General features: G+C 67.2%; 16 protein-coding genes and 1 pseudogene. 13 read left to right on the top strand and 4 right to left on the bottom strand.

The features are described 5' to 3' along the window. The 11 genes and pseudogenes from ACFWF3_RS02075 to ACFWF3_RS02025 form a co-directional block, all read left to right on the top strand. A pseudogene (locus ACFWF3_RS02075) lies at positions 1-661 on the top strand (NADH dehydrogenase subunit D); the annotation flags it as partial. Continuing rightward, positions 658-1,374 carry an NADH-quinone oxidoreductase subunit NuoE gene (gene nuoE, locus ACFWF3_RS02070; RefSeq protein ID WP_379312092.1) on the top strand — a complete coding sequence of 239 codons (717 nt, stop codon included), beginning with the start codon at positions 658-660 and terminating at the stop codon, positions 1,372-1,374. The pseudogene ACFWF3_RS02075 and the gene nuoE, both read left to right, overlap by 4 nt. Continuing rightward, positions 1,374-2,693 (top strand): NADH-quinone oxidoreductase subunit NuoF, encoded by a 1,320-nt coding sequence (gene nuoF / locus ACFWF3_RS02065; protein ID WP_379312093.1) that lies wholly within the window; start codon positions 1,374-1,376, stop codon positions 2,691-2,693. The genes nuoE and nuoF overlap by 1 nt, the downstream gene beginning before the upstream one ends. Continuing rightward, entirely contained in the window at positions 2,690-5,149 is a 2,460-nt protein-coding gene (locus ACFWF3_RS02060; RefSeq protein WP_379312091.1) for an NADH-quinone oxidoreductase subunit G, read from the top strand. Before nuoF ends, ACFWF3_RS02060 begins: the two co-directional genes overlap by 4 nt. Continuing rightward, positions 5,142-6,932, top strand: coding sequence for an NADH-quinone oxidoreductase subunit NuoH (gene nuoH / locus ACFWF3_RS02055; RefSeq protein WP_379312090.1), 1,791 nt, complete (start codon positions 5,142-5,144; stop codon positions 6,930-6,932). The genes ACFWF3_RS02060 and nuoH overlap by 8 nt, the downstream gene beginning before the upstream one ends. Beyond that, a complete protein-coding gene (locus tag ACFWF3_RS02050) occupies positions 6,929-7,750 on the top strand; it encodes an NADH-quinone oxidoreductase subunit J (RefSeq protein ID WP_379312089.1) in 822 nt (273 codons plus the stop codon). Before nuoH ends, ACFWF3_RS02050 begins: the two co-directional genes overlap by 4 nt. Next, positions 7,747-8,046, top strand: a complete 300-nt coding sequence (gene nuoK / locus ACFWF3_RS02045; RefSeq protein ID WP_378991725.1) for an NADH-quinone oxidoreductase subunit NuoK — start codon at positions 7,747-7,749, stop codon at positions 8,044-8,046. Before ACFWF3_RS02050 ends, nuoK begins: the two co-directional genes overlap by 4 nt. A gap of 1 nt (position 8,047) precedes the next feature. Next, positions 8,048-9,934 (top strand): NADH-quinone oxidoreductase subunit L, encoded by a 1,887-nt coding sequence (gene nuoL / locus ACFWF3_RS02040; RefSeq protein WP_379312088.1) that lies wholly within the window; start codon positions 8,048-8,050, stop codon positions 9,932-9,934. Further along, a complete protein-coding gene (locus tag ACFWF3_RS02035; RefSeq protein WP_379312087.1) occupies positions 9,931-11,553 on the top strand; it encodes an NADH-quinone oxidoreductase subunit M in 1,623 nt (540 codons plus the stop codon). The genes nuoL and ACFWF3_RS02035 overlap by 4 nt, the downstream gene beginning before the upstream one ends. Continuing rightward, positions 11,550-13,172: an NADH-quinone oxidoreductase subunit NuoN gene (gene nuoN, locus ACFWF3_RS02030; protein WP_379312086.1), complete on the top strand. Its 1,623-nt coding sequence runs from the start codon at positions 11,550-11,552 to the stop codon at positions 13,170-13,172. Before ACFWF3_RS02035 ends, nuoN begins: the two co-directional genes overlap by 4 nt. Next, on the top strand, positions 13,172-13,810 hold the full coding sequence (locus ACFWF3_RS02025; RefSeq protein WP_379312085.1) for a class I SAM-dependent methyltransferase: 639 nt from the start codon (positions 13,172-13,174) through the stop codon (positions 13,808-13,810). Before nuoN ends, ACFWF3_RS02025 begins: the two co-directional genes overlap by 1 nt. A gap of 157 nt (positions 13,811-13,967) precedes the next feature. On the opposite strand, the gene ACFWF3_RS02020 is transcribed toward ACFWF3_RS02025, so the two are convergent. Then, entirely contained in the window at positions 13,968-14,450 is a 483-nt protein-coding gene (locus ACFWF3_RS02020) for a GNAT family N-acetyltransferase (protein ID WP_379312084.1), read from the bottom strand. 153 nt (positions 14,451-14,603) lie between these two features. On the opposite strand from ACFWF3_RS02020, the gene ACFWF3_RS02015 reads away from it, so the two are divergent. Beyond that, positions 14,604-14,975 (top strand): VOC family protein, encoded by a 372-nt coding sequence (locus ACFWF3_RS02015; RefSeq protein ID WP_379312083.1) that lies wholly within the window; start codon positions 14,604-14,606, stop codon positions 14,973-14,975. 56 nt (positions 14,976-15,031) lie between these two features. Here ACFWF3_RS02015 and ACFWF3_RS02010 read toward each other — a convergent pair whose 3' ends face one another. From ACFWF3_RS02010 to ACFWF3_RS02000, 3 genes are all read right to left on the bottom strand, one after another. After that, the gene (locus ACFWF3_RS02010; protein WP_379312082.1) at positions 15,032-16,540 is read right to left on the bottom strand and encodes a carboxylesterase/lipase family protein; all 1,509 of its coding nucleotides are present in this window, start codon (positions 16,538-16,540) and stop codon (positions 15,032-15,034) included. A gap of 20 nt (positions 16,541-16,560) precedes the next feature. Beyond that, positions 16,561-17,541 carry an ArnT family glycosyltransferase gene (locus ACFWF3_RS02005; RefSeq protein ID WP_379312081.1) on the bottom strand — a complete coding sequence of 327 codons (981 nt, stop codon included), beginning with the start codon at positions 17,539-17,541 and terminating at the stop codon, positions 16,561-16,563. Positions 17,542-17,791: 250 nt separating this feature from the next. Beyond that, positions 17,792-18,373: a TetR/AcrR family transcriptional regulator gene (locus ACFWF3_RS02000; RefSeq protein ID WP_379312080.1), complete on the bottom strand. Its 582-nt coding sequence runs from the start codon at positions 18,371-18,373 to the stop codon at positions 17,792-17,794. 80 nt (positions 18,374-18,453) lie between these two features. On the opposite strand from ACFWF3_RS02000, the gene ACFWF3_RS01995 reads away from it, so the two are divergent. Beyond that, positions 18,454-19,487, top strand: a 1,034-nt coding sequence (locus ACFWF3_RS01995; RefSeq protein ID WP_379312079.1) for a hypothetical protein, incomplete at its 3' end; no start/stop codon positions are given.

Below are 19,487 nucleotides of genomic sequence, written 5' to 3'. Positions count from 1 at the left end.
CCTGCTCAGCGCGAACCCGATCTGGAAGAAGCGCACCCAGGACATCGGCTACCTCGATCTCACCGGCTGCATGGCCCTCGGCATCACCGGGCCGGTCCTTCGCGCCACCGGTCTGCCGCACGATCTGCGCAAATCAGATCCGTACTGCGGGTACGAGAACTACGAATTCGACATCCCGACGACCACCGGCTGTGACTGCTACGGCCGCTACATCATCCGGATCGCCGAGATGACCGAGTCGATCAAGATCGTCGAACAGTGCCTGGACAAACTGCGCCCGGGACCGGTGATGATCGACGACAAGAAGATCGCCTGGCCCGCCGACCTGGAACTGGGCCCCGACGGTCTGGGCAACTCACCCAAGCACATCGGCAAGATCATGGGCACCTCCATGGAATCGCTGATCCACCACTTCAAGCTCGTCACCGAGGGCATCAGAGTGCCTGCGGGACAGGTGTATTCGGCAGTGGAATCCCCCCGCGGGGAACTGGGTGTGCACATGGTCAGCGACGGCAGCACCCAGCCCTACCGGGTGCACTACCGCGACCCCTCGTTCACCAACCTGCAAGCGGTGGCCGCGATGTGCGAGGGCGGCATGGTCGCCGACGTGATCGCCTCGGTCGCCAGCATCGACCCGGTCATGGGCGGAGTGGACAGATGACAATCGACAACCCCACCAGCACACCGATTCTCCTGAGCCTGAGCACTCGTCCCGAACCGTATCCGCCGCATGTGCGCGAACGTCTCGAACTGGACGCCAAAGAGATCATCACCCGCTACCCGCACCCCCGCTCGGCCCTGCTCCCCCTGCTGCACCTGGTGCAGGCAGAAGAGGGGTACGTGACGGGCACCGGCATCGACTTCTGCGCCGATCACCTGAACCTCACCGGCGCCGAGGCGACCGCGGTCGCCACGTTCTACTCGATGTACCGGCGCACCCCCACCGGCGACTACCACGTCGGGGTCTGCACCAACACCCTCTGCGCGATCCTCGGCGGCGACGCCATCTACGAAGCACTGCAACAACATCTGGCCGTCGAGCACGGCGAAACCACACCCGACGGGGCCATCACCCTCGAACACATCGAATGCAACGCCGCCTGCGACTACGCCCCGGTCATGATGGTGAACTGGGAATTCTTCGACAACCAGACTCCCGAATCAGCAGTCGCGATCACCGACGCCCTCCGAGCGGGCCACCAGGTCCGCCCCACCCGTGGCGCACCGCTGTGCACGTTCCGCGAGACCGCCCGCATCCTCGCCGGATTCCCCGACGAGCGTCCCGGCGCGCTCGAAGGAACACCGGGCGCACCCACCTTGGCAGGGCTCGACATCGCTGCCGCAGAAAAGGACTCGGCAGGGGGTTCGCGATGATGAAGCTCACCCCGGTACTCAGCGAACACTGGGCCACCCCGCGGTCCTGGACCCTGGAAAGCTATCGCGCGACCGGTGGCTACGACGGTCTCCGCGCCGCCTTGCGCAAGACGCCCGACGAGGTGATCCACACCGTCAAGGACGCGGGTCTGCGTGGTCGTGGTGGGGCGGGCTTTCCCACCGGGATGAAGTGGTCGTTCATCCCGCAGGGTCCCGGCCCCGACGGCACCACGAAACCGCACTACCTCGTCGTCAACGCCGACGAGTCCGAACCCGGCACCTGCAAAGACATCCCGTTGATGCTGGCCACCCCGCACACCCTCATCGAAGGCATCGTGATCGCCGCCTACGCGATCCGGGCCGCGACCGCGTTCATCTACGTGCGCGGCGAAGTGGTGCCGGTATTGCGCCGACTGCAAGCCGCCGTCGCCGAGGCCTACGCGGCCGGCCTGCTCGGCCACGACATCCTGGGCTCGGGATTCGACCTGGACCTGATCGTGCACGCCGGCGCGGGCGCCTACATCTGCGGCGAGGAAACCGCGCTGCTCGATTCCCTCGAAGGCAGGCGCGGACAGCCCCGTCTGCGCCCACCGTTCCCCGCCGTCGCGGGCCTCTACGCGTGCCCGACGGTCGTGAACAATGTGGAATCCATTGCCAGCGTGCCCTCGATCCTGCGCAACGGCACCGAGTGGTTCCGCTCGATGGGCAGCGAGAAGTCACCCGGCTTCACCCTGTACTCCCTGTCGGGGCATGTGGCCCGGCCCGGCCAGTACGAGGCTCCACTGGGCATCACCTTGCGCGAGCTGCTCGATTACGCGGGCGGTGTGCGAGCCGGGCACACCCTCAAGTTCTGGACCCCCGGCGGTTCCTCGACCCCGATGTTCACCGACGAACACCTCGACGTCGCCCTCGACTACGAAGGTGTCGCCGCCGCCGGATCCATGTTGGGCACCAAGGCCTTACAGATCTTCGACGACACCACCTGCGTGGTGCGCGCGGTCCTGCGCTGGACAGAGTTCTACGCCCACGAATCCTGCGGCAAATGCACACCGTGCCGCGAAGGCACCTACTGGCTGGTGCAGTTGCTGCGCCGACTCGAAGCCGGCGACGGAACCGAAGCCGACCTGGACAAGCTCGCCGACATCGCCGACAACATCAACGGCAAATCGTTCTGCGCGCTCGGTGACGGCGCGGCCAGCCCGATCTTCTCCTCGCTGAAGTACTTCCGCGACGAATACCTCGCGCATCAGCGACTCGGCGGCTGCCCGTTCGACCCGGCCGCCTCGACCGTGTGGGCACCAGCGAAAGAGGACCGATGACTGCCATCGCGCCAGGCAACAGCAGCGATGTGGTGCCCGCCGACATGGTGAGCGTCACCATCGACGACACCACGATCGAAGTTCCCGTGGGCACCTTGCTGATCCGTGCCGCCGAACTGATCGGCGTGCAGATCCCTCGCTTCTGCGATCACCCCCTGCTCGACCCGGTCGGCGCGTGCCGTCAGTGCCTCGTCGAGGTCGAAGGGCAGCGAAAGCCGGTCGCCTCCTGCACGATCCCGGTCACCGACGGCATGATCGTGCGCACCCAGGTCAGCTCCCCGGTCGCCGAAAAAGCCCAGCGCGGGGTGATGGAGCTGCTGCTCATCAACCATCCGCTGGACTGCCCGGTGTGCGACAAGGGCGGCGAGTGCCCGCTACAGAACCAGGCGATGTCCACCGGCAGCGCCGAGTCCCGATTCGACGGCGAGAAGCGGACGTATCCGAAGCCGATCCCGCTGTCCACGGCGGTGCTGCTCGATCGGGAGCGGTGCGTGCTGTGCGCACGCTGTACCCGGTTCTCCCAGCAGGTCGCCGGCGACCCGTTCATCGAACTGATGGATCGTGGTGCGCTGCAACAGGTCGGCATCGCTCGAGCCGAACCCCTCGACTCCTACTTCTCCGGCAACACCGTCCAGATCTGTCCCGTGGGCGCTCTCACCGGTACCTCCTACCGTTTCCGGGCTCGCCCGTTCGACCTGGTCTCCACCCCGAGCGTGTGCGAGCACTGCGCCTCCGGATGCGCACAACGCACCGATCACCGCCGCGGAAAAGTGTTGCGCCGCTTGGCCGGTGACGATCCGCAGGTCAACGAAGAATGGAACTGCGACAAGGGTCGCTGGGCCTTCGCCTACGCCACCGAGCGCGACCGCCTCACCACGCCGATGGTGCGCGGCTGGGACGGCGTCCTCGCCGCGGCCTCCTGGCCCGAAGCTCTCGCCGCCGCCGGAGCGGGCCTGAGCGCGGCGATCGGCAATGCCGGAGTGCTCGTCGGCGGCCGCGTCACCGAGGAAGAAGCGTACGCGTACAGCAAGTTCGCGCGCATGGTCCTCGCGACCAACGACATCGATTTCCGCAGCCGGGTGCATTCGGAGGAGGAAGAACGATTCCTCGCCGCCCGCATCGCCGGACGCGGTGTGCGGGTCGACTTCGCCGCGCTCGACCGAGCCCCCGTCGTGCTGCTGGTCGGCTTCGAACCGGAAGAGGAATCGCCCATCGTCTACCTGCGGCTGCGCAAGGCCGCACGGACCCGCGGGCAACGGGTGGTGTCGCTGGCACCGTTCGCCTCCCGCGGCCTCGAACGTATGTCGGGCGCGCTCATCCAAACCCCGCCGTGCGGGGAAGCCGACGTGATCACCTCGATCATGGCCGAAACGTCCGCCGACGCCGCCGAACTCCTGACGATGCTGAACACGCCCGGCGCGGTCATCATGGCGGGCGAGCGGCTCGCGGGCAGTCCCGGCGCGCTGTCGGCGGTGACCCGCCTGGCCGATGCCACCGGCGCGGCACTGGCGTGGGTGCCCCGTCGTGCGGGCGAACGCGGTGCGCTGGAAGCCGGTGCCCTGCCCAGCCTGTTGCCCGGCGGCAGGCCCGTCGTGGATCCTTCGGCGCGTCAACAGGTCCGGCATCGGTGGCAGGCCGGTGAACTCCCCGTCACCGTCGGCCGCGACGCCAACGCGATCCTGGCCGGCGCCGCCCAGCTGGGTGCGCTGGTCATCGGCGGCGTCGACCCGGCCGACCTGCCCGACCCGGCCGCCGCCCTGGCCGCGATCGACGCGGCCCGGTTCGTCGTCAGCCTCGAAATGCGGCACAGCGCCGTCACCGAACGCGCCGACGTCGTGTTCCCGGTGGCGACCGCGATGGAGAAGTCCGGCACCTTCCGCACCTGGGAAGGCCGCCCGCGCCCCTTCGCCGCGGCCTCGCTCGACACCACCCGCCGCGTCGCCGCTCCCCTGTCGGACCTGCGGGTGCTCAACTCGCTGGCCGCGCAGATGGGCGTCCCGATCAACCTGCCCGACCCCGCCGCCGCCCGCACCGAACTCGACGGGCTCGGCGCCTGGAACGGTGAGCCCATCCCCGCTCCGGAGCTGACCAGTCAGACCCGACCCGTGCCCGGGCCAGGAACGGCGGTGCTCGCCGGATGGCGGATGCTGCTCGACGCCGGCCGCATGCAAGACGGTGAACCCAATCTCGCCGGTGTCGCCCGCCCGCCGGTCGCACGGCTCTCGGCCGCGACCGCCGCCGAGATCGAAGCCGACGATGCCGATCACGTCATCGTCTCCACCGACCGCGGCGAGATCTCGGTGCCGTTGATGATCACGGACCTGCCCGACCGGGTGGTGTGGCTGCCGCTGCACTCACCCGGTTCGACGGTCGCCGCCGAACTCGGTGTGACGCCCGGCGCCGTGGTGCGCCTGCGTCGCGCCGACGACAGGATGAAGGAACACCGTCATGAGTGATCGAGTCCTACTCCTCGCGGCCGACGCCGGACCTGTCTTCGGCACCGATCCGCTGTGGCTGGTGGTCGTCAAGGCACTCGGCGTGTTCATCTACCTGATGCTGGTGCCGTTGATCGCGGTCTACGCCGAACGCAAAGTCGTCGCGTGGATGCAGATGCGGATCGGGCCCAACCGGATCGGCCCCGGCGGCATGCTCCAGTCGATCGCCGACGGCGTGAAGATGGCGCTCAAGGAAGACATCATCCCGGCGATCGTGGACAAGCCGATCTTCGTACTCGCTCCGATCATCTCGGTGATCCCGGCGTTCATGGCCTTCGCAGTGATCCCGATGGGCCCGGAGGTCTCGATCTTCGGCACCCACACCGCGTTGCAGCTCACCGACATGCCCGTCGCGGTGCTCTACATCCTCGCCATCACCTCCATCGGCGTGTACGGCATCGTGCTCGCCGGCTGGTCCTCGGGTTCGACCTATCCGCTGCTCGGCGGCCTGCGCTCGACCGCGCAGGTCATCTCCTACGAGATCGCGATGGCACTGACCTTCGCCACGGTGTTCCTGCTGTCGGGCACCATGGCGACCTCCGAGATCGTGAGCGCACAGGAGGGCACCTGGTATGTGTTCCTGCTGCTGCCCTCGTTCCTCATCTACTGCGTGTCGATGGTCGGCGAGACCAACCGGGCGCCCTTCGACCTGCCCGAAGCCGAAGGTGAACTGGTCGGCGGTTTCCACACCGAGTACTCGTCGCTGAAGTTCGCGATGTTCATGCTCGCCGAATACGTGAACATGGCCACGGTGTCCGCCCTGGCGACGACGCTGTTCCTCGGCGGCTGGCGGGCGCCGTTCCCGATCAGCCTGTGGGAGGGCGCCAACTCCGGATGGTGGCCACTGCTGTGGTTCACCCTCAAGGTGTGGACGTTCCTGTTCGTGTTCGTCTGGCTGCGCGGCACGCTGCCCCGCCTGCGCTACGACCAGTTCATGAACCTCGGCTGGAAACTGCTCATCCCGACCTCGCTGGTGTGGGTGATGGTCGTGGCCGCCGCACGGGTGCTCGATCTCGAGGGCATCCCCGGACAGAACTTCATTCTGGTCGGCGTGGGGCTGGTGATCACCGCGGCCATGATCGCGATGTTCCTGCGCGCAGGCCGCAGCAAGGGGCTACCGCCATTGCCGCCACAGGAGCCATCGACCTCGTCGGTATTCCTGGGTTTCCCGGTGCCGCCGATGCCGGCACGCCCCGCGAACGAGCAGCCCGAGTTCGGGTTGTTCGACCCGCTCGCCGGGTTCGCGGTCACCGCGGCCACGATGTTCAAGAAGCCCAATACCGAGTCATACCCCGAGCAGAAGGTGCCGACCGCGCCGCGCTATCACGGTCGCCACCAGCTCAACCGCTACGACGACGGACTCGAGAAGTGCATCGGCTGCGAACTGTGCGCGTGGGCGTGCCCAGCCGACGCCATCTTCGTCGAAGGCGCCGACAACACCGAGGAGCAACGTTTCTCCCCCGGTGAGCGGTACGGCCGCGTGTACCAGATCAACTACCTGCGCTGCATCGGCTGCGGCCTGTGCATCGAGGCCTGCCCGACGCGCGCGCTGACGATGACCAACGAATACGAACTCACCGACGACAACCGCGCCGACCTCATCTACGAGAAGGACCAGCTGCTGGCCCCCATGCAACCGGGCATGACCCCCGCGCCGCACCCGATGGCACCGGGCACCGACGCGGCCGACTACTACCTCGGCCGGGTCGGTCCCGCACCGTCTGAGCAGGAGGTACTGCGATGAGCACCGCACACGTGCTGGCCGCCGAAGTCGCCCGCACCTCCACCGGTGAGGGTGTGCTGTTCTGGGTACTCGCCCCGATCGCGGTGCTCGGCGCCCTCGGCATGGTGACCGCGGCCAAGGCCGTGCATTCGGCGATGTGCCTGGCCGCCACCATGATCGCGCTCGCCGTGTTCTACATCGCGCAGGGTGCGCTGTTCCTCGGCGTCGTGCAGATCGTGGTGTACACGGGCGCGGTGATGATGCTGTTCCTGTTCGTGCTGATGCTCGTCGGCGTCGACTCCGCGGAATCGCTGCGGGAGACGTTGCGCGGTCAGCGCATCGCCGCCGCGATCGTCGGGCTCGGATTCGGGTTGCTGTTCATCGGCGGCATCGGCGCGGCCCTGCGCGACAGCGGAACCAGCTTCCCCGGCCGTGGTTTCGGCGACCGCGACGTGATCGCCGAACTCGCCGAGTTGATCTTCCTGCGCTATGTGTGGGCGTTCGAACTCACCGGCGCACTGCTGATCACCGCCACGATCGGTGCGATGGTGCTGGCCCACCGCGAACAGTTCACCCCGAAACGCGGACAGCGGGAAATGTCGCGCGATCGCTTCCGCACTGCCGGCGAACGGGCCACCCCGCTACCGACACCGGGTGTCTACGCACGACACAACGCCGTCGACAGCCCCGCCCAGCTTCCCGACGGCTCCTTCGCCGAACTCTCGGTGAGCACGATCCTGCGTCACCGCCGCAACCGCGCCCACACCGAAGCCGCTGTGCTCTCGGTCGGCACGGTCCGCGACGATAATCCGACGGCCGACGAGGAAGGCAAGCGGTGAACCCCCAGAACTACCTGTTCCTGTCTGCGCTGCTGTTCACCATCGGCGCCGCGGGAGTGTTGTTGCGCCGCAACGCGATCGTGGTGTTCATGTGCGTGGAGCTGATGCTCAACGCGGTGAATCTGGCGTTCGTGACCTTCGCCCGGATGCACGGCAACCTCGACGGTCAGGTGATCGCGTTCTTCACCATGGTGGTCGCCGCCGCCGAGGTCGTCGTCGGCCTGGCCATCATCATGACGATCTTCCGCGCCCGCCGGTCGACCTCGGTCGACGACGCCAACCTGCTGAAGTTCTGACATGGGTACCGCAACGCTGTGGCTGCTGCCCGCCCTCCCGCTCGCAGGGGCGATCGTTCTGCTCCTGTTCGGTCACCTCACCGACCGCTGGGGCCCCTACCTCGCCACGACGGCCGCGCTGTCCTCGTTCGTCGTCGCCGCTGTCGCGTTCTTCGGCATGCTCGGGCGCGCCGACGCCGACCGTGCCGTGCACAAGGAACTGTTCAACTGGGTGCCCGTCGGTGATCTACAGGTCGGGTTCAGCCTGCAACTGGACCAGCTGTCGATCTGCTTCGCACTGCTCATCACCGGGGTCGGGTCGCTGATCCACCTCTACTCGATCGGCTACATGAGCCACGATCCGGGTAAGCGCCGGTTCTTCGGCTATCTCAACCTGTTCCTGGCCGCGATGCTCGTCCTGGTCCTGGCCGACAACTTCCTCGTGCTCTACCTGGGCTGGGAAGGCGTGGGCCTGGCGTCCTATCTGCTGATCGGCTTCTGGTACGAGAAGCCCTCGGCCGCAACGGCAGCCAAGAAGGCGTTCGTGGTCAACCGGGTCGGCGACATGGGCCTGGCCATCGCCATGATGGTCATGTTCGCGGCATTCGGTTCCTTCGACTTCCGCACTGTGTTCGCGGCGACCCCGGGTGCGAGCGAAGGCACCCTCACCGCCATCGGTCTGCTGTTGTTGCTGGCCGCCTGCGGAAAATCCGCGCAGGTACCCCTGCAGTCGTGGCTCGGCGACGCGATGGAAGGCCCCACCCCGGTCTCGGCGCTCATCCACGCCGCCACCATGGTCACCGCCGGTGTATACCTGATCGCCCGCGCCAACCCGATCTACGACCTCGCGCCGAACGCGCGCACGGCGGTGCTCGCCGTCGGCGCGGTGACGTTGCTGTTCGGCGCCGTCATCGGCTGCGCCAAGGACGACATCAAGAAGGCCCTCGCGGCCTCGACGATGAGCCAGATCGGGTACATGATCCTGGCCGTCGGCCTCGGCCCGGCCGGGTACGCGTTCGCGATCATGCACCTGCTCACCCACGGCTTCTTCAAGGCAGGGCTGTTCCTCGGCGCCGGCTCGGTGATGCACGCGATGAACGACGAAACAGATATGCGCCGCTACGGCGGCCTGCGCACGCTGATGCCGATCACGTTCATCACCTTCGGCCTGGGCTATCTCGCCATCATCGGAGTGCCACCGTTGTCCGGGTTCTTCTCCAAGGACAAGATCATCGAGGCAGCCTTCGACCACAGCGGATCCACCGGAATCCTGCTCGGCGCGGTCACTCTCGTCGGCGCCGCGCTCACCGCGTTCTACATGACCCGCGTCATGCTGATGACCTTCTTCGGTGAGCGCCGCTGGAAGCCCGACACCCACCCGCACGAGTCACCGGCGGTGATGACCGGGCCGATGATCCTGCTCGCGTTCGGATCGGTCTTCGCCGGTGGTCTGTTCGTCTGGGGCTCGTCGCTGGTGAACTGGCTCGAACCCGTCGTCGGTTCCCATCACGCGGAGCCGGTGATTCCCGCGGCGGTGGTCACCGGTCTGGCATTGACCGCGGTCGCCATCGGTGTCGCCGTGGCCTACCGCAAGTACGCCGAGAGCCCGATCCCCGAGGTCGCGCCCGAGCCGGTCAGCGTGCTGACCGGGGCCGCCCGTGCCGATCTCTACGGCGACAAGATCAACGAAGCCGTGTTCGAACGCCCGGGCCGCCACCTCACGAGGGCGCTGGTGTTCCTCGACGCGAAGGGCGTCGACGGGATCGTCAACGGAACCGCTGCCTCGATCGGCGGACTGTCGGCGCGAATTCGCAAGGTGCAGACGGGTTTCGTGCGCTCCTACGCCCTGTCCATGTTCACCGGCGCGGCCCTGGTGGCCGCCGCCCTGCTGGCGGTGAGGTTCTGGTGAACTCGTTTCCCTGGCTGACGACGCTCTGGCTCGCCCCCGCGATCGGGGCGGGTGTGGTGCTCGTCCTGCCCGCCGCCCGCCGCACGGTGGCGCGTAGCGTGGCGTTCGCGGTGTCGATCGGTGTGCTCGCACTGGCCGTTGTCCTTGCGGTGCGATTCAAGCCCGGCGGTGCCCAGTACCAATTCGTCGAATCCCACGAATGGATCCCGACATTCGGTGTGGGCTACACACTCGGCCTCGACGGTATCGCCACCGCCCTGGTCCTGCTGACAGCGGTGCTGGTGCCGCTGCTGATCCTGGCAGGCTGGAACGACGACACCCCCACCGGCGACGGACCCAAGACCATCCACCTCTACATGGCGTTGATGCTGCTGGTCGAGTCGATGGTGCTGATCTCCTTCCTCGCCCTCGACATCCTGCTGTTCTACGTGTTCTTCGAAGCGATGCTGATCCCGATGTACTTCCTCATCGGCGGCTTCGGCACCCGCACCACCGACGCCGCGGTCCGCGCCCAACGCTCGCGCGCGGCGGTGAAGTTTCTGCTCTACAACCTCTTCGGTGGGCTGATCATGCTCGCCGCGGTCATCGGGTTGTACGTGCTGACCGCCCGGGCGGGCCTCGGCGAGGGATCGGCGGGGACCTTCGATCTGCGCGTCGTGGTCGCCGCGGCCAACAACGGTGAACTCGGGGGCAGCACAGCGGTTCTCAACGCCCTGTTCCTCGGGTTCATGTTCGCCTTCGCCGTGAAGGCGCCGCTGTGGCCCCTACACACGTGGCTGCCCGACGCGGCGGTCTCGGCCACCCCGTCCAGCGCGGTGCTGATGATGGCGGTGGTCGACAAGGTCGGCACCTTCGGCATGCTGCGCTACTGCCTGCTGTTGTTCCCACTGGCATCGGACACCTTCGCGCCCTTGGTGATCACCCTGGCCGTCATCGGCATCCTCTACGGCGCGCTGCTCGCCATCGGCCAAACCGATGTGATGCGCCTGATCGCCTACACCTCGATCTCGCACTTCGGGTTCATCATCCTCGGCATCTTCGCCATGACCAGCCAGTCCCAATCCGGGGCGACGCTGTACATGGTCAACCACGGACTGTCCACGGCCGCACTGTTTCTCATCGCCGGGTTCCTCGTCTCCCGGCGTGGCACCAGGATGATCGCCGAGTACGGCGGCGTGCAGAAGGTCGCGCCGGTGCTGGCGGGCACGTTCTTCATCGCGGGCCTGGCCACGCTCTCGCTGCCCGGTCTCGCGCCGTTCGTCAGCGAATTCCTGGTCCTGATCGGCACCTTCCCGAAGTACCAGGTGGCGGCGGTGATCGCGACCGGCGCACTGGTCCTGGCCGCGATCTATGTGTTGTGGCTGTATCAGCGGTTGATGACCGGCCCGCTGAAGAAGGGCAACGAACACCTGCGTGATCTGGTGCCGCGCGAGCTGGCCGTGGTGGTGCCGCTGCTGGTCGCGCTGCTGGTGCTCGGGTTCTATCCGAAACCGATCCTGGATCTGGTGGATCCCGCGGTGGGACACACTCTCTCGACGATCGGTAAGCACGATCCCGCTCCGACGGTCCCCGCTCCCGAAGCAGGTGCGGCCACCCCGCCCGCAGGCGGCCACAAATGAGGACGGACTCCGTGACCATCACCGAGCTCGCGGCCATCGCGCCCGCACCGAGCATCGAATACCACCTGCTCGCCCCGATGCTGATCGTGTTCGGGGTCGGCGTGGTGGGTGTACTCGTCGAAGCGTTCGTGCCGCGGCCCTACCGGTATCCGACGCAGTTGGTGCTCGGGTCAGCCGGCGTGGTCGGCGCTCTGGTTGCCGTGGTGCTGCTCGCGGGATCCGAGGGCACCGCGGTGGTGGGCGCGGTCGCGATCGACGGGGTCACGCTGTTCCTGCAGGGCACGATCCTGCTGGTCTCGCTGCTGGGCCTGCTGCTGATCGCCGAGCGTGGGGCGGTCCCGCGGGCGCGCAGCGGGCCGGGCACGTGGAGTCGGGCGGCGGCCGCGTTGGATCGAGGGGTCGACGCGTTCACACCGCAGGCCTCCGCGGTGCCCGGCAGCGCGCACGAGCTCGCGGCGGTCCGCTCGGGGGTTTCGACCACCGAGGTGTTCCCGCTGACGATGATCGCGGTCGGTGGTCTGCTGCTGTTTCCCGCGTCGAACGATCTGCTGACGATGTTCGTCGCGCTCGAAGTGCTGTCGCTGCCGCTGTATCTGCTGTGTGGGCTGGCTCGCCGCAGGCGGTTGCTCTCGCAAGAGGCGGCGATGAAGTACTTCCTGCTCGGTGCGTTCTCCTCGGCGTTCTTCCTCTACGGTGTCGCGCTGCTCTACGGGCAGACCGGCACGGTGTCGCTGCCGGGAATCGGTGCGGCACTGGACAAGCGGCCCGAGAACGCGACTCTGGCCCTGCTCGGTCTCGGCATGCTCGCCGTCGGGCTGCTGTTCAAGATCGGTGCAGTGCCGTTCCAGGCCTGGGTGCCCGATGTCTATCAGGGCGCTCCGACCCCGATCACCGCGTTCATGGCCGCCGCCACCAAGATCGCGGCCGTCGGGGCGACCATGCGGGTACTGATGGTGGGAGTCGGTGCGCTGGGCTCGGATTGGCGCCCGGTGCTCGCCGCGGTCGCGGTGGCGACGATGGTCGTCGGTGCGATCATGGCGATCACCCAGACCGATGTGAAGCGCATGCTGGCCTACTCATCGATCGCGCACGCCGGTTTTCTGCTCGTCGGTGTCGTCGCCGCCGACAGCGCCGGTGTGGCCGCCGTGCTGTTCTACCTGCTGGCCTACGGCCTCGGCACCGTCGGTGCGTTCGCGGTGGTCAGTCTGGTGCGTGACGCCTCCGGTGACGAAGCGACCGCGCTGTCGCAGTGGGCGGGCCTCGGTCGCCGATCCCCGTGGCTCGCTTCGGCATTCGCCCTGTTGCTGCTGTCTTTCGCCGGTCTCCCGCTCACCAGCGGATTCGTCAGCAAGTTCGCGGTCTTCGCCGCTGCCTCCGGTGCGGGCTATACCGCCTTGGTGATCGTCGGTGTCCTCTGCAGCGCCATCGCGGCTTTCTTCTACGTCCGGGTCATCGTGCTGATGTTCTTCACCGACCCTCCGGCCGACGCGCCTATCGTGACCGCCCCGTTCGCCACCACCTTGGTCGTGGCGTTCAGCGCGGGCGCCACCGTTTTGCTCGGTCTGTTCCCCCAGCCGGTTCTCGACCTCGCCGACCGCTCCAACCTGTTCATCCGCTGATGCCGCCGAGTTCCCCGCCCGACCCCCGCCCACCGACCAGCCACGAACGCCACGCCGGTCAGCCGTGGAACGCGTCCTATCTCGACGGCCCCGCACCGTGGGACATCGGTACCCCGCAGCCCGCTGTCGTGCGGCTGGCCGAATCAGGCGGGTTCTGCGGACCGGTCCTCGATGTCGGGTGTGGCACCGGCGACAATGCTCTGTTCATCGCCGCCCGGGGGTTGCCCGTGCTGGGTGTCGACGTGGCCGAAACGGCGTTGGCCACCGCCAGGCAAGCAGCCGACGATCGCGGGATCGAGGTGGCCTTCGCCATGGCAGACGCCCTACATCTCCAGCGCCTGTATCGCCGCTTCGAAACAGTCCTCGACTGCGGCCTGTTCCACACCTTCGACGAGTCCGAACGCACCGAGTACGCGGCAAGCCTGGCCTCGGTCACCGACTCCGGTGGCACCTTGTACGTATTGTGCTTCAGCGATACCGGTCCCGACACCGGTCCGCACCCCGTCACCAGGCAAGCCCTCACCGCACCCTTCGATGACAACCCCGCCTGGCACATCGCCGCCATCGCCCCCGAGCATCTCCGAACACGCTTCGCCGACTCGACCTCCGCCTGGCTCGCCACGATCGAACGCCGATAACAGCTCGGCCGATTTCGGGCGTGACCTGAAGGGTGTTTGAGCTCTTCACCGTTGGCGCACGAGCACGGTGCTTACCAATTCCACGGCCAGATCATGACCATCGCTGCGGCCATTCGCCCAGCAGGCCGATCCTTCGCTCACCCCTCCCGCCAGTGGCCTACGTGCGCGACTCCCCGACCGTGATCCGATACCGCCGTGCCGGACCGAGTTCGGTGTCCTGGATGCTCTCGAGGACGCCACCACAGCGCTCGATCGTCTTCACCGACCCGATATTCTCGGCCGCGCAAACAACCAGTACTCGGTCCATCCCAGCCACTCGCGCCTCAGCGATGATCTCTCCCAATGCCCACGTGGCCAGCCCTCGACGGCGCGCGGACGGCCGGATCCCGTACCCGATATGCCCGACCGTCCGCACAAGTTCAGCGTCCCCGTGCCGCAATGCGATCCCGCCGAGTACACGATCACCCTCGACTATCCAGCGATACGAGCAACGCCCGTCCCCTGACGCGGTGATGAGCCGCGCGACCCAGAGCTCGAATCCACTCGCCGAGTCGACATCGTCACTCGGCAACAAACCGAAACCGTCCTCGTGGACACCGGGCCCCCACTCGACATGCGCGTCGCGCCATTCTCCGTACATATCGACACTGGGTGAGATCAATCTGTGCCCGGACCCGACCGGAATTCCATTGGAGGTGAACACTCTTTCAATCTAGTGGGCGAACCGAATCGAACCGCCGGGAATTCGGGCCCGCTTGCTAGTCTCGCCGATGTGACCATTGCACGGAGCTTTGTGAACATCCTTAGCGACCAACTCGCTACGACGCGTGACTTCTACGTCGACCTATTGGGTTTCCAAGTCGCCTACGACAGCGATTGGTTCGTGCAACTCGTCGACTCGGGCTCGGCGACAACCATCGGCATCATGGCGCGCGATCACGAGCTGGTGCCCGACCATGTTCGTGGCGGGTTCGGCGGCTCCTACCTCACCATCGTCGTCGACGATGTGGAAACTGTCTACGCCCGTGCCAAGGACCTCGGCATTCCCATCGTCGAGGAGCCCCGGGATCTGTTCTACGGCCAAAGACGTTTGCTGGTAACCGATCCCAACCGTTTCCTCGTCGACGTATCGAGCCCGACCGTGTCACCGCCCACCGACCTGTGACATAGCTTCTCCGAAAGGTGCGGCGGGCGCATGCCGGACGAGACCGGCTGGGTGATTCAGCTCGGGAGGTCCAGAGTGTCGAACTGGTGGGCTGACCAGATGAGGCGGGAGCCTTCTTCGGGGTAGGGCTGGGTGATGGGTTCGGCGTGGTAGACGCGCGTGGTTCGCGCCTGTGGATCGTAGGGCGCCCAGCCGGGGGTTCCCGAGGTAGCGAAATTCACCCAGTCGGTACGCATGCGGTGGGCGACATCGGTGATTTCGTTCGCGGCGTTCGGATGGGCGAAGCGGTGGGCGCGGACCTCGTCGGGACCGAGGGTGCCGAGGACGAGCAGGAAGTCCAGGCAGTGCGCGGCGCCCTGTTGCGAGTTGAAGCTCCACGCCAGTTCGCACAGCCACACGCGCCCGCCGCCTGCGTGCGCAGCATCGGCCAGATGCAGGCTCGGCATCCGGAACAGCCAGTCGGAGTTGAGGATTTCGAACAGCTGGCCAGATGTCGCTTCCGGATAGGCGGCGCGGTAGCGCCTGTCACCATCCGTGCCTGGTGCGAGGTGGCGAAAAGCTGCGGTCATGGTCTCCGGTGCCGGTTCGCTCCCCGGGCGAGATGTGTAGAGCCGGAACTCGTCACGGGTGTGGCTGACGAGCAGGTCGACGTCGCGTGCGGCACCGCCCGCGATCGCACGCCACGGCGCGCACGGCAATATCTCACCGTCGACAACAGGGGAGAACGGGGTGGGCGTGAGCGCCATCGGGCCCCAGACGTCGACGAACTCGGGCATCGCGGCGATCACCGCGGTGGTGGCGTCGGTGAGCGCGCGTGGCGGCAGCAGGGCGAGGTCTTCGACGGTGGCCTGGACGCCGAGCTGTGCGGCGATCGTGGTCGAGATCGCGGCGGCGAGGCTCGGAGTGAAATAGGTGCCGGGCATGCTCTGGCTGATCGCTCTGCGAAACAGTCCGGCCGCCATCGGCATCACCAGCAGCGCACCGATGGACGCACCGCCCGCGGACTGCCCGAAAACGGTGACGTTGGCGGGGTCGCCACCGAATGCGGCGATGTTGTCCTGGACCCAGCGCAGAGCAGCGATCTGGTCGAGGATGCCGCGATTGTCCGGAGCTCCAGCAATGCGGGCGAAACCGTCGACGCCGACTCGATAGTTCATGCTGACCACCACCACGCCGGCCGCTGCGAGCAGCGCACCGTCGCAATGCGGGTTGGCGGTGTCGTTCTCGAGGTAGGTGCCGCCCTGGATCCACACCATCACCGGCAGTTTCGCGGCCCCGAGGTCGGGTGACCAGACATTCAGCGTCAAACAGTCCTCGGATCCGTCATCGGTCGAGCCGGACGCCGACGACATCACCGAACCGCCATTGCGGGCCTGGGGAACCGGAGGGCCGAACATCAGCGCGTCGCGAACGCCCTGCCACCGCTGTGCAGGCCCAGGCGCCGCGAACCGTCGTGCGCCGACCGGCGGCGCTGCATAGCTGATCCCCCGAAAGACCGCGACAGCGCCTTCCCACCGGCCGCGCACAACACCGGCGCCCGTGCGGATTTCAGGTTCGTTGCCCACGCGATACTCACTTCCTGGTGTCAGAGGCCGCGCATCGTCGACCACATCGACGACCACGGCTGAATCGGACCCACGCATTCCCAGATCGTGGCATCGGTGGTGATGCCGGGAATTCCGAGCGGATAGTCGGTTCGGCCCGCTGGGACGACGGAGCTGAACCAGCGACGCAGATCCGCCTCGGTACCGCCGACGTAGACGACTGTGTCCGCGGTATCCGGCGGGACGCCGAAGTAGCCGAAGCCGCGGTTCGGACTGAAGACCGGCGGTAGACCCGCAGTGGAACGAGCGTGATCGAGCGCTGACGCTTGTACATACCATTGCGTCACGACCACGGCCGTGCGCTGCCGGTGCGGCGGTAATGCGCGGTAGGCGTTCGCGGTAGCCGCCACCAGCTCGGGCCATCCGAGTTCGCCCCCGGCGCTGCCGCCAGCACCACAATGCTGGCGCTCCACCACAGCGCCGGTCGCCGCAAACAACGCTCTGGGCCCCAGCCAGGCCACGGCGACGACCACCGCGATCCAGAAAATCGGGATCAGCCATTTGACCTGCACGGCAACGGCTGTCGCGAGCCCAGCCGCCCACAGCAACGCATCGTCGCGGGTCCGTACCCAGCGCACCAGCAGCCAGGTGAGCACCGCCCACAGCAAGGTATCGATGGCGTTCGTCGACAAAGTCTGCGCCTGGCCGAGTACGAACGCCGATGTCGCGCAGGCGATCGCTGTCAGTGACTGGGCTCCGCGAGCACCGCCCAGTTCGCGGGCGATGACCGCGCTCAACACCACTACGGCGAGCGACGCCGCCACTGCCGGAATGCGCAACGCGATGAACGATCCGGGAAACAGCCAGTCCATCGAGCGCGCGAGCAGCGGCACCAGTGGACCTTGGTCGGCATAGCCGAACGAGGGGTGCTTGCCCGCGGCGATGAAATACAGCTCGTCGTAGTAGTAGCCGTACCGCGTCGCCGATAGCGTCGCGACGATGCCGAAGACCACTGCCACCACCGCAACAGCGAACCGCGCGAAAGGCGGGCGTGGATCATCGGTCGTAGAAGGAGATCGAGCTGAGTCGACAACCACCCCTGGCACGGTGTCCGACACTACCGGCTCGGCGGGAACGACAAGCATGCAAACGATCCAGTCCTGGCCTACGCCACGGGTTTCGGGCCTCGGAGGCGCTGTCGCGTCGACAGGCGTCCGACGCCGCCCCCCTGTCGGCGGACAACGGCATCAGCTTCGGTCTGCTGCGGTGCCGCTATCGCACACCGATGCTGCCGACGATCAGATCGGTCAGCGCCGAGATCGCTTCGTCAGGCGTGGTCGTACCCAGGTTCAGTTCCGCGGCCAGTGTTTCGGCCGCGCCGAGCACGCCGACGCAGCGCAGTCGCAGTGCTGTGGCGGTGAATGGCGAGAACGGTTGCAGGGTGGCTGCCATCCAGTCGCGGTAGCTGTCGAGCATGTCGTGCTGGATCGCCTGGACGTCCGGATTGCCTTTCAGGGCGGCGGAAATCGCGTCGAATTCGGGCATATCGGTGGCGCAGGCGAAGTAGGCGGTGCTCATGACGCGGGCGATCTCGTCGACGGTGGGGGTGGCGTCGCGGGCGGCTTGTTCCGAGGCCAGGCGGTGGCGTTCGTCGAGTTGACGGTAGAGCGCGAGGAGCAGTTCGGGGCGGGTACCGAAGTGGTCGTAGACGATCGGCCTACTCACGCCCGCAGCTTCGGCGAGAGTGGCCAAGGTCAGGCCGTCGGTGCCTTGCTCTCGCACCAGCGTCAAGGCGGTGTCGAGCAGCTGCTCGCGCCTGGCCGGCTTCGCCAATCTGCCCGATCGTGCGGTCATCGTCCTCCCTTGCGCCATGTCCACAGCTTAGCTACAAAGAGTAAGTTACATTTTGTAGCTTAGCGGAGAGGGATTTCAGCATGGAGCAATCGGTACTGATCTTGGGCGGGTCGGGACAGGCGGGGTCGGACACCGCCGCCCTGTTGCGTCAATGGCATCCGACCCTGCCGTTGACCATCGCGGGCCGTGATCTCGGTCGTGCGCAACGGGTCGCCGACGCCGTCGGCACTGCCACGGCGGTGACGATCGATCTGTCACGCCGCGACCTCGGTCTCGCCGACGCCGACTACTCCGCGGTCGTGGCGACCCTGTGGGACCATCGGCTCAACGGCATGCACTACGCACAGGACCGTGGCCTGCCCTACCTCAGCATCTCCAGCGGCCTGCTCGACATCGGCCCGGAGATCGTCGCGGGCGCGCAAAGGTCCAGTGCGGCGCCGGTTCTGGTCGCCAGCCACTTGATGGCGGGCATCATCGTTCTCGCCGCACTGGATTCCACGCGCGAGTTCGACCGGGTCGACACGGTCCGAGTCGGCGTCGCGCTCGATGACACCGACACCGGCGGACCCGCGGGAATCGCCGACCTGGAACGCTGGTCGGCCGTCACGACGGCGGGCCTCGTGCGCCGCGACGGCGTCTTCACCTGGCTCGCCGAGGCCGACGCGCAAGCCGACGTCCATACCGTCGACGGCACCGCCCTGCCCGGCCAGAGCATCCCGGTTCTCGACGTGCCCAGCCTGGCCCTCGCTACCGGCGCACCGAACGTCCGGGTCGACTTCGCGGTCGGTGCCACCCCGAGCAGGCGGCGCGGTGAACCCGCCTCCGTCGAGGTTCGGATCGATCTCGCCGGAACCGGCCGGAACGGCGCACCGCTCAACAGAACACAGCACCTCGTCCATCAGGACGGTCAGCGACCGCTGACCGCAGTGGGGATCGCACTCGGCGTCGAACGGCTGCTCGGCCTGCGCGGCGACCGTCCCGCACCGGGCATCCACACCCCGGAGGCATTGATCGACCCCACCTACGCCGTCGAGCGGCTGAGCCAGATCGGTGCCGCGTGGCATCGAGACGGTCCACGAGCGGATGTCGGTGGAGATCTTCCGCGGCTGCACCC

The organism is Nocardia sp. NPDC060220, assembly GCF_042727815.1.
Taxonomy (GTDB): domain Bacteria; phylum Actinomycetota; class Actinomycetes; order Mycobacteriales; family Mycobacteriaceae; genus Nocardia.
The sequence above is the reverse complement of the archived record's forward strand: the minus strand, read 5'-3'. Positions and strand labels throughout refer to the sequence as shown.

Bases quoted from the DNA above. Each gene is read 5' to 3' on its own strand.
- nuoE (WP_379312092.1), top strand. From the start codon at position 658: ATGACAATCGACAACCCCACCAGCACACCGATTCTCCTGAGCCTGAGC.
- nuoF (WP_379312093.1), top strand. From the start codon at position 1,374: ATGAAGCTCACCCCGGTACTCAGCGAACACTGGGCCACCCCGCGGTCC.
- ACFWF3_RS02060 (WP_379312091.1), top strand. From the start codon at position 2,690: ATGACTGCCATCGCGCCAGGCAACAGCAGCGATGTGGTGCCCGCCGAC.
- nuoH (WP_379312090.1), top strand. From the start codon at position 5,142: ATGAGTGATCGAGTCCTACTCCTCGCGGCCGACGCCGGACCTGTCTTC.
- ACFWF3_RS02050 (WP_379312089.1), top strand. From the start codon at position 6,929: ATGAGCACCGCACACGTGCTGGCCGCCGAAGTCGCCCGCACCTCCACC.
- nuoL (WP_379312088.1), top strand. From the start codon at position 8,048: ATGGGTACCGCAACGCTGTGGCTGCTGCCCGCCCTCCCGCTCGCAGGG.
- nuoN (WP_379312086.1), top strand. From the start codon at position 11,550: ATGAGGACGGACTCCGTGACCATCACCGAGCTCGCGGCCATCGCGCCC.
- ACFWF3_RS02025 (WP_379312085.1), top strand. From the start codon at position 13,172: ATGCCGCCGAGTTCCCCGCCCGACCCCCGCCCACCGACCAGCCACGAA.
- ACFWF3_RS02020 (WP_379312084.1), bottom strand. From the start codon at position 14,450: ATGTACGGAGAATGGCGCGACGCGCATGTCGAGTGGGGGCCCGGTGTC.
- ACFWF3_RS02000 (WP_379312080.1), bottom strand. From the start codon at position 18,373: ATGACCGCACGATCGGGCAGATTGGCGAAGCCGGCCAGGCGCGAGCAG.